This is a genomic window from Kitasatospora aureofaciens (assembly GCF_019192735.1).
Taxonomy (GTDB): domain Bacteria; phylum Actinomycetota; class Actinomycetes; order Streptomycetales; family Streptomycetaceae; genus Kitasatospora; species Kitasatospora aureofaciens_A.
Genome location: NZ_JAHTKP010000083.1, coordinates 20,707 through 29,220, shown reverse-complemented (window position 1 = coordinate 29,220; position 8,514 = coordinate 20,707). Strand labels below are relative to the sequence as shown.

Below are 8,514 nucleotides of genomic sequence, written 5' to 3'. Positions count from 1 at the left end.
GATCTTGCCGTCGGTGGTCGCCGAGGGCAGGGTCGCGAAGGAGTCGTTCAGCAGCACGATCTGGGCGACCGCCTTGGTCGCGTCGCTGCCGGTGCCCATCGCGACGCCGATGTCCGCGTCCTTGAGCGCGAGCACGTCGTTGACGCCGTCGCCGGTCATCGCGACGGTGTGGCCGCGCGACTGCAGGGCGCCGACCAGCTCGCGCTTCTGCTGCGGGCTGACCCGGCCGAACACGCTGGTTCGCTCGGCGGCGTCGGCGAGCGCCTCCGGCTCGGCGGGCAGCGTGCGGGCGTCCAGTGGGCGGTCGGCGCCGGGCAGGCCGAGGTGGCCGGCGACCGCGCCGACCGAGACGGCCGCGTCGCCGGAGATCACCTTGGCCCGGACGTGCTGCCCCTCGAAGTACCGCAGGGTGGCGGCGGCGTCCTCGCGCAGCCGTTGCTGGAGCACGACCAGGGCGAGCGGGGTGAGGCCGGCGGCCGGGTCGGGGGAGTCCAGCGGGACGGGGGTGCGGCCGAGCAGCAGGACGCGCAGGCCCTTGGCGCCCAGCTCGTCCACTTCGGTGAGCGCCGGGTGGCCGGCGGGCAGCAGGACGTCGGGGGCGCCGAGCAGCCAGCTGGCCTCGCCGCCCTGCGGCTCCAGCAGCTGCACGCCGCTCCACTTGCGGGCGGAGGAGAAGGGCATCGCCTCGATCACCCGCCAGCCGTTGCTGCCGCCGTCCGCGCGGCCGTCGCCCGGGGGGCGGTCGCCCGGGGAGCCGTCGCCGCGTCCGTACGCGTCGATGACGGCCTGCATGGACGGGTTGGGGCGGGCGTCGGCGCCGGCCATCACACCGAGCGCGTGCTCGATCGTCTCCGGGGCGATCGCGCCGGATTCGCCGTTCGAGAGCACGCGCAGGTCGATGACGTCCATGCCGCCCTCGGTGAGGGTGCCGGTCTTGTCCAGGCAGACGGTGTCGACCCGGGCCAGCCCCTCGATCGCCGGGAGTTCCTGCACCAGGCACTGCTTGCGGCCGAGCCGGATCACGCCGATCGCGAAGGCGACCGAGGTGAGCAGCACCAGCCCCTCCGGGACCATCGGCACGATGCCGGCCACCATGCGGCGCACGGCCTCGCGCCAGTCCCGGCCCTCGACCGCCAGCTGGCTGATGATCAGGCCGAGGGCGGTGGGGATCAGCAGGTAGGTGATGAACCGCAGGATGCTGTTGATGCCGCTGCGGAGCTCCGACTTCACCAGGGTGAACCGGCTGGCCTCCTCGGCCAGTTGTGCCGCGTACGCCTCGCGGCCGACCCGGGTGGCGGTGAACGCGCCCGCGCCGGCCACCACGAAGCTGCCGGACATCACCTGGGCGCCGGGCTGCTTGAGGACGGGGTCGGGCTCGCCGGTGAGCAGCGACTCGTCGATCTCCAGGCCGTCCGCCTCGGTGACCTCGCCGTCGACGATCACCTTGTCGCCGATACCGAGCAGCACGGTGTCGTCGAGCACGATCTCGGCGACGGCGATCTGCTGGACGGCGCCGTCCCGGCGGACCTGCGGGCGGGCCTCGCCGATCAGCGCCAGGCTGTCCAGGGTCTTCTTGGCGCGCAGCTCCTGGATGATGCCGATCGCGGTGTTGGCGACGATGACCAGGCCGAACAGGCCGTCCTGGATCGGTCCGACGATCAGGATGATCCCGAACATCACGCCGATGATCGCGTTGAAGCGGGTGAAGACGTTGGCCCGGACGATCTCCTTGGCGGAGCGGCTGGACCGTACCGGGACATCGTTGACCTGCCCGCGGGCGATCCGCTCGGCCACCTCGGAGCTGCTCAGCCCACCACGGCGGCCGGGCAGGAGCCCGAGGGGGTGCGCACCATCGGGCCGGTCGCCGTCGCCGGGCTGCTCTTCCGCGGGGTGGGCAGGCTGCGTCATGGCACCGACTCTACGGGTGCCTTTTGTCCGATGCGTGCTACTAAAGGACCATTCAGTCCGACCGGGTGGCCGGGTCCTGACCGTCCCCATCCTCGGCCCGGTGCGCCGCCTCGGCGGCGCGGCTGCGGGCGATCGCGTTCCGGCGGGCGCGGCAGTACCAGAGGCCGATCAGGCCGAGCAGGCCGCCGGCCAGGCAGATCCACGGCCAGGTGCCGTGGCCGTGGTCGGAGAGGGTGCCCTGGAACGGGAGCAGGGCCAGGAAGGCGACGAACCACAGCACCGTGCCGCCGCCGACGATCGCGACGTCGTTGGCCTCCAGAGGAGGGGGCGAGGGGTGCAGCGGGGTCTTGGGCATGGGGCCTAGCGTACGGTGCGGTGGGCGCTCGGCCGTTGCCCTGCGGGCTGTGGGCAGGCTCTATGCGGGCCGGGGGGAGGCTCTATGTGGGCTGAGGGCGGGCTCTATGCGGGCCGCAGGCAGGCTCTACGCGCGAAGATAGCGTGTGTGCGATCAGGAAACCATACTTAAAGTTCCGCGCCCGGCCACCGTCGCCCCGGGCGTTCTCACCCTCTCCTCCGCCCCCCACAGAGGACGCACGCATGCCTGTGGTCCCGTCGACCACCGAGTCGCCCGAGCCCGCCGCCACCGCGCCCAGGCCCCCGTCCGGCGCCCTGGACCGCTACTTCCGGATCACCGAGCGCGGCTCCTCCCTGCCGCGCGAGATCCGCGGCGGCGTGGCGACCTTCTTCACCATGGCCTACATCCTGGTGCTGAACCCGATCATCCTGGCCAGCGCCACGGACCTGAACGGCACCCACCTGGACAGCGCCCAGCTGGTCACCGCGACCGCCCTCACCGCGGGCCTCACCACCCTGCTGATGGGCGTCATCGGCAACGTCCCGATCGGCCTGGCCGCCGGCCTCGGCGTCAACACCATCGTGGCGCTCCAGCTCGCGCCCAGGATGACCTGGCCGGACGCCATGGGCATGGTCGTGCTGGCCGGCTTCGCGATCATGCTGCTGGTCGCCACCGGCCTGCGCGAGCGGGTCATGAACGCCGTCCCGCTCGGCCTGCGCAAGGCCATCGCGATCGGGATCGGCCTGTTCATCAGCCTGGTCGGCCTGGTCGACTCCGGCTTCGTCAGCCGCATCCCGGACGCCGCCCACACCACCGTCCCGCTCCAGCTCGGCGGCACCGGCCACCTGCTCGGCTGGCCGGTGCTGGTCTTCGTGATCGGCCTGCTGCTCACTCTGGTCCTGGTGATCCGCAAGGTGCCCGGCGCGATCCTGATCAGCATCGCGGTCAGCACCGCCGTCGCCGTGGTGATCGACAAGCTGGTCGACATCCCGGCGCTCAAGTGGGGCCTGACCGTTCCCGCGTGGCCCGGCAGCCCGGTCGCTGCCCCGGACTTCGGCCTGGTCGGCAAGGTCAGCCTGTTCGGCGGCTTCGGGAAGGTCGGCGTGCTGACCGGCGCGCTGTTCGTCTTCACCGTGCTGATGTCGTGCTTCTTCGACGCGATGGGCACGATCCTCGGCGTCGCCGACGAGGCCCACCTGCTCGACGAGAAGGGCGACCTGCCGGGCATCAGCAAGATCCTGATGGTCGACGGCATCGCCACCGCGGCCGGCGGCGCCACCTCCTCGTCCGCCAACACGTGCTTCGTCGAGTCCACCGCCGGCGTCGGCGAGGGCGCCCGCACCGGTTTCGCCTCGATCGTCACCGGCCTGCTCTTCGTGGTGGCCCTCTTCCTCACCCCGCTCGCCACCATGGTCCCCGCCCAGGCCGCCACCCCGGCCCTGGTCACCGTCGGCTTCCTGATCCTGGCCAACTCGATCAAGGAGATCGACTGGGCCGACCACACCATCGCGATCCCGGCCTTCCTGACCATCGTGATGATGCCCTTCACCTACTCGATCACCAACGGCATCGGCTCCGGCTTCATCGTCTTCTGCATCCTGCGCATCGCCGCCGGCCGGGGCCGCAGCGTGCCGATCCCGCTGTACGCGGTGGCGGCGGTGTTCGCCTTCTACTACCTGATGCCGGCCTTCGGCCTGCTCTGACGCCAATGCTCTGACGTCCTGCTCCGACGTCCTGCGGTCCCACGTGGCCCCGCCTTCCTCCGGGAGGGCGGGGCCACGGCGTTTCCGGAGCCGCGCGAAGCTGTCAAAAAGGCGCCTGTGTGAGGCAGTTGGCGGTGGGCATACTGCCTGGACGGAGACGGGGAGGGGACTCGACCGATGGTGCAACAGGATCCGCCCGGGGGAGACGAGGCGAAGCTGCTGCCGGAGCTGTTCTGGACGGCGGACAAGGCCTCGCTGGACGGACAGCGCGAGACGCTGCGGTGGTACCGCGGGCTTATCGCGATGCTGGTGATCGCCGCCGTGGTCGGCTCGTTCCCCGGGCCGGACAACGGGGACAGCGACATCACGCCACTCTTCTCGGTGGTGGCGTTCCTGATCGCGGGCTACTTCTGGTCCCGGCTGCGCCGCAGCAACCCGCAGGGGCGCTGGTACGAGGCGCGGGCGGCGGCCGAGTCGGTGAAGACGCTCGCCTGGAAGTACTCCGTCCGGGCCCGGCCGTTCGACGGCGAGGCGGAGTCGGCCGACGTGGACCGCGGCTACCTGCTGCAGCTGGAGGACGTGCTGCGGGCCTTCGAGGACCCGGAGATCGTGCCGCCCGGCACCGTCCCCGAGATCACCCCGGAGATGCGGCGGGTCCGGGCCGGCAACCTGACCGCCCGGCGGACGCTCTACCTCCGCACCCGGGTCGAGGGCCAGCGCACCTGGTACCGGTCCCGGGCCGAGGCCTGCGAGTCGCAGGCGGTGACCTGGGGGCTCGGCATCGCGGCGCTGATCATCATCGGTGCGGCGGCCGCCATCGCGCAGGCGACCGGCGCCCTCCAGGTGCACGTCTTCGGGGCCAGCTCGGCCGCGGCCGCGTCGATCATCGCCTGGACCCAGCTCAAGCAGCTCCGCCCGCTGGCCGCCGCCTACCAGCTGGCCGCGCGCGAGCTGGAGAACGTCGGCAACCAGCTGTCCGACCTCGACTTCCGGGGGCCGGACGCGGAGGCCCGCTGGGCCCGGCTCGCGGCCGAGGCCGAGGACGCGGTGTCGCGCGAGCACACCACCTGGCGGGCCCGCCGGGCGTTCCCGAGGTAAAGGGGGGATCGGGGGAGGGGCTGCGGAGATCCGGCGACGCACGCGTCATCCCGAGGACACAGGTGTGCGGGGTACGTGAGGGTCGGGCGAGAACGCGCCAAACGTAATCGTTACGTGTCCATGTCCTGGTTTCATCGCCTCCGCGCGACCCCAGTCCTGCCCGGAGGCCCCCCTTGCGCATTCTCCTGATCGCCAGCGCGTTCAACAGCCTGACCCAGCGCGTCCACGCCGAGCTGCGCGGACGCGGCCACCAGGTCGCCGTCCAACTCGCCCTCGGGGATGATCAGATGCGGGCCGCGGTGGACCGCACCGACCCCGAGCTGATCCTCTGCCCGATGCTGACCAAGGCCGTGCCGGAGGACATCTGGCGCAGCCGGACCGTCCTCATCGTGCACCCCGGCCCGAAGGGTGACCGCGGCCCGTCCTCGCTGGACTGGGCGATCACCGAGGGCGCCGAGCGCTGGGGCGTCACCGTCCTGCAGGCCGTCGAGGAGATGGACGCCGGCGACATCTGGGCCTCCGTCGAGTTCCCGGTCGCCGACTGCGGCAAGAGCGAGCTGTACCGCAACGAGGTCGCCGACGCCGCCGTCGAGGCCGTCCTGCTGGCCGTCCAGCGCTACGAGGGCGGGCTGTTCACCCCCGAACCGCTCGACTACGACCGGCCCGACGTCCACGGCCGGCTGCGGCCGTTCCTCCGGCAGGACGTGCGCCGGATCGACTGGGCCGCCGACGACACCGCCACCGTGCTGCGCAAGCTCCGCGCCGCCGACTCCCAGCCCGGCGTCCTCGACGAGCTGTACGGGCGCGAGTACTTCCTGCACGGCGGCCACCCCGAGGACGAGCTGCGCGGCCCCGTGCCCGGCGCCGTGCTCGCCACCCGCGACGGCGCGATCTGCCGGGCCACCGTGGACGGCGCGGTCTGGATCGCGCAGCTGCGCCCGCGCCGAACCCCGGGCGGGCCGGCCACCTTCAAGCAGCCGGCCGCGACGGTGCTCGCCGACGAGCTGCACCGGGTCTGCGAGGTGCCGGTGACCCCGTCGGCCGCGGCCCGCCGCGCGACCTGGTCGGAGATCCGCTACCACGAGGACGGCGAGGTCGGCTTCCTCGAATTCGCCTTCCCCAGCGGGGCGATGAGCACCGACCAGTGCCGCCGCCTGCTCGCCGCCTACCGCGAGGCCGCGGACCGGCCCACCTCGGTGCTGGTGCTCGGTGCGCCCCGGGACTTCTACTCCAACGGCATCCACCTCAACGTCATCGAGGGCGCGCCCTTCCCGGCGCTGGAGTCCTGGGAGAACATCAACGCGATGGACGACGTGGTGGCGGCGATCCTCACCACCACCGACAAGCTGACCGTCTCGGCGCTGGCCGGGAACGCCGCCGCCGGCGGGCTGATGCTGGCGATCGCCGCCGACGAGGTGTGGTGCCGCGAGTCGGCAGTGCTCAACCCGCACTACCGGCTGATGGGCCTGTACGGCTCCGAGTACTGGACCTACACCCTGCCGGGCCGGGTCGGCGCCGAGCAGGCCGAGCGGCTCACCACCGAGGCGCTGCCGCTCGGCGCGGATCACGCGCGCCGGATCGGCCTGGTGGACCGTACGGCGGGCGGGGACGCGGCCGGGTTCCGCCGCTGGGTGGCCCGCGAGGCCGCCCGGCTCGCCGCCTCGCCCGAGCTCACCGGGCGGCTGGTGGACAAGAAGCGCCGCCGGGCCGCGGACGAGGAGGCCAAGCCGCTGGCCGACTACCGGGCGGAGGAGCTGCGGCGGATGCACGCCAACTTCTACCGGGCGGACGAGCCGTACCACACGCTGCGGCGGAACTTCGTGCACAAGGTCTGCCCGGTGGCCACGCCGGAGCACCTGACCGGGCTGCTCGGCCGGCCCGAACAGAGCCGGCCCGAATAGAGCCCCGAACCAGTCGGTCCGAGAAGCATGAAGCCGCGCCGGCGCGACTGCGCGCTCAGCGGCCGGCGCGAGGCCAGCGGCGCGGCAGGGCCGACCATGACGGGCTGGGTGACGCTCCGGCTCGGCGACACCGCGAAGGCGAGCGCGCCGAAGAACACGTAGCAGCCGAGCCCGACCCCGAGCGGGAAGATGAACTCCAGGGCCATCACGCCGCCCTGGGTGTTCTGCGAGAAGTCGAGCTGGACCGCGATCGCCGCCATGCCCGTGTAGTGCATCGCGCAGACGGCGACGCCCATCACCGGCGCCGCCGCCAGGACGGCGAGCGTGCCCTTGATGTTCAGCGCGGCCCAGAGCGCGGCCGTCGCCGCGAACACCGCGATGCCGATCGACAGCGCCACCGTGGTGTGGTCGTAGCCGACGTGCCCGGGCAGGACCATCGCCGCCATGCCGAGGTAGTGCATCGCCGCGACCCCGAGGCCGGTGGTCAGCCCGCCGGCGAGCAGCGACAGGACCGGGCGGCGGCTGTACCCGACGGTGAACAGGCCGATGCCGACCACCACGATCGCGACCACCAGGCTGAGCACGGTCAGTCCCGGCTTGTAGGTGATGTCTACGCCGGAGACGGAGAAGCCGAGCATCGCGATGAAGTGCATCGACCAGATCCCGGCACCGAGCGAAGTCGACGCGAAGAGGAGCCAGTTGATCCGGGTGCGGCCGTGCGAGACGAGTGCCCAGCGGGCGCTGCGCAGGGCGACGAAGGCGCCGAGGCAGGCGATGAAGTACGAGACCGCCGGTGTCACCCAGCCGTGGTCGGCATGATGGATCTCACCCAATTGAGCTCCCTGGACGAGGGGATGAGGGCGCCAGGGCTCGGGCGGACGCGGGCGGCCGGGAGGGCATGGCCGATGGACTACGTGCAGAGATGGGCACGGACAGGGTCCGCCGAGGGGAGACCTGGCGTGTGGTGCCCCTGACAACGGGGACAGTAGCCATTACCCGCCAGTCGCACAAGGTTCGACTGTTTCGTGAAGTCCCAGGTCAGCATGGCTCTTTACGAGGTCTGCAAGATCTTGGCACCAACCCCTGACACCGCCTGCGCATGGCCACCCAGCCGGCTTGTCCGTTACTCCAGGGGAGCTAGCCCGAACGGGTGCCCGGCCGGGTCGATCAGCACCTTGAGCGTCCGCCCGTGCTGGTACGTCGGCTCCGTCGCCCCCAGCGCCAGCGCCTTCGCGGTGGCCTCCTCCAGGTCGTCCACGTAGAAGTCCAGGTGGAAGTGCTTGCTGCCGTCCGGCTCCGTCCACGGCTCCGGCCGGTACCCGAGTACCCGCCCGAACCCCAGCGGGCTGCCGCCCTCCGGGTTGTCCAGGATCGCGAAGTGCTCGTCCGCGTGCCGCGTCTCCCACCCCAGCAACTCGCCGTAGAACGCGGCCAGTGCGACCGGGTCGGCGCAGTCGATGGTGACCATGGCGAGCCGGGCGAAGCCGGTGTCGTTCTGTTCGGCCTGTTCGGCGGCGAGGTCGGACATGTCTGGTCGGCCCTTCTGGGA

6 protein-coding genes and 1 pseudogene are annotated in these 8,514 nt (G+C 72.0%); 3 read left to right on the top strand and 4 right to left on the bottom strand.

The genetic code is table 11. From position 1 onward, the window contains the following. Positions 1-1,908 (bottom strand): HAD-IC family P-type ATPase (locus tag KV557_RS37840; protein ID WP_218206153.1); only part of this gene is annotated, 1,908 nt, incomplete at its 3' end. A gap of 52 nt (positions 1,909-1,960) precedes the next feature. After that, positions 1,961-2,263 carry a DUF2530 domain-containing protein gene (locus tag KV557_RS37835; protein WP_218206152.1) on the bottom strand — a complete coding sequence of 101 codons (303 nt, stop codon included), beginning with the start codon at positions 2,261-2,263 and terminating at the stop codon, positions 1,961-1,963. A 242-nt stretch (positions 2,264-2,505) separates the two neighbouring features. On the opposite strand from KV557_RS37835, the gene KV557_RS37830 reads away from it, so the two are divergent. The 3 genes from KV557_RS37830 to KV557_RS37820 all read left to right on the top strand — a co-directional run bounded on the left by KV557_RS37830 (position 2,506) and on the right by KV557_RS37820 (position 6,965). After that, the gene (locus KV557_RS37830) at positions 2,506-3,966 is read left to right on the top strand and encodes an NCS2 family permease (protein WP_218206151.1); all 1,461 of its coding nucleotides are present in this window, start codon (positions 2,506-2,508) and stop codon (positions 3,964-3,966) included. A 177-nt stretch (positions 3,967-4,143) separates the two neighbouring features. Then, a complete protein-coding gene (locus tag KV557_RS37825; protein ID WP_218206150.1) occupies positions 4,144-5,064 on the top strand; it encodes a DUF4231 domain-containing protein in 921 nt (306 codons plus the stop codon). Positions 5,065-5,237: 173 nt separating this feature from the next. Further along, positions 5,238-6,965, top strand: coding sequence for a hydrogenase maturation protein (locus tag KV557_RS37820; RefSeq protein WP_218206149.1), 1,728 nt, complete (start codon positions 5,238-5,240; stop codon positions 6,963-6,965). Positions 6,966-7,138: 173 nt separating this feature from the next. On the opposite strand, the pseudogene KV557_RS43615 reads toward KV557_RS37820, so the two are convergent. Beyond that, positions 7,139-7,603 (bottom strand): annotated as a pseudogene (locus KV557_RS43615) (MHYT domain-containing protein); the annotation flags it as partial. A gap of 485 nt (positions 7,604-8,088) precedes the next feature. Beyond that, positions 8,089-8,493, bottom strand: a complete 405-nt coding sequence (locus KV557_RS37815; protein WP_218206148.1) for a VOC family protein — start codon at positions 8,491-8,493, stop codon at positions 8,089-8,091. Positions 8,494-8,514 lie beyond the last annotated feature (21 nt).

What these genes read in the sequence shown, in the direction of transcription:
- KV557_RS37835 (WP_218206152.1), bottom strand. Translation starts at nt 2,263, where the DNA reads ATGCCCAAGACCCCGCTGCACCCCTCGCCCCCTCCTCTGGAGGCCAAC.
- KV557_RS37825 (WP_218206150.1), top strand. Translation starts at nt 4,144, where the DNA reads ATGGTGCAACAGGATCCGCCCGGGGGAGACGAGGCGAAGCTGCTGCCG.
- KV557_RS37830 (WP_218206151.1), top strand. Translation starts at nt 2,506, where the DNA reads ATGCCTGTGGTCCCGTCGACCACCGAGTCGCCCGAGCCCGCCGCCACC.
- KV557_RS37815 (WP_218206148.1), bottom strand. Translation starts at nt 8,493, where the DNA reads ATGTCCGACCTCGCCGCCGAACAGGCCGAACAGAACGACACCGGCTTC.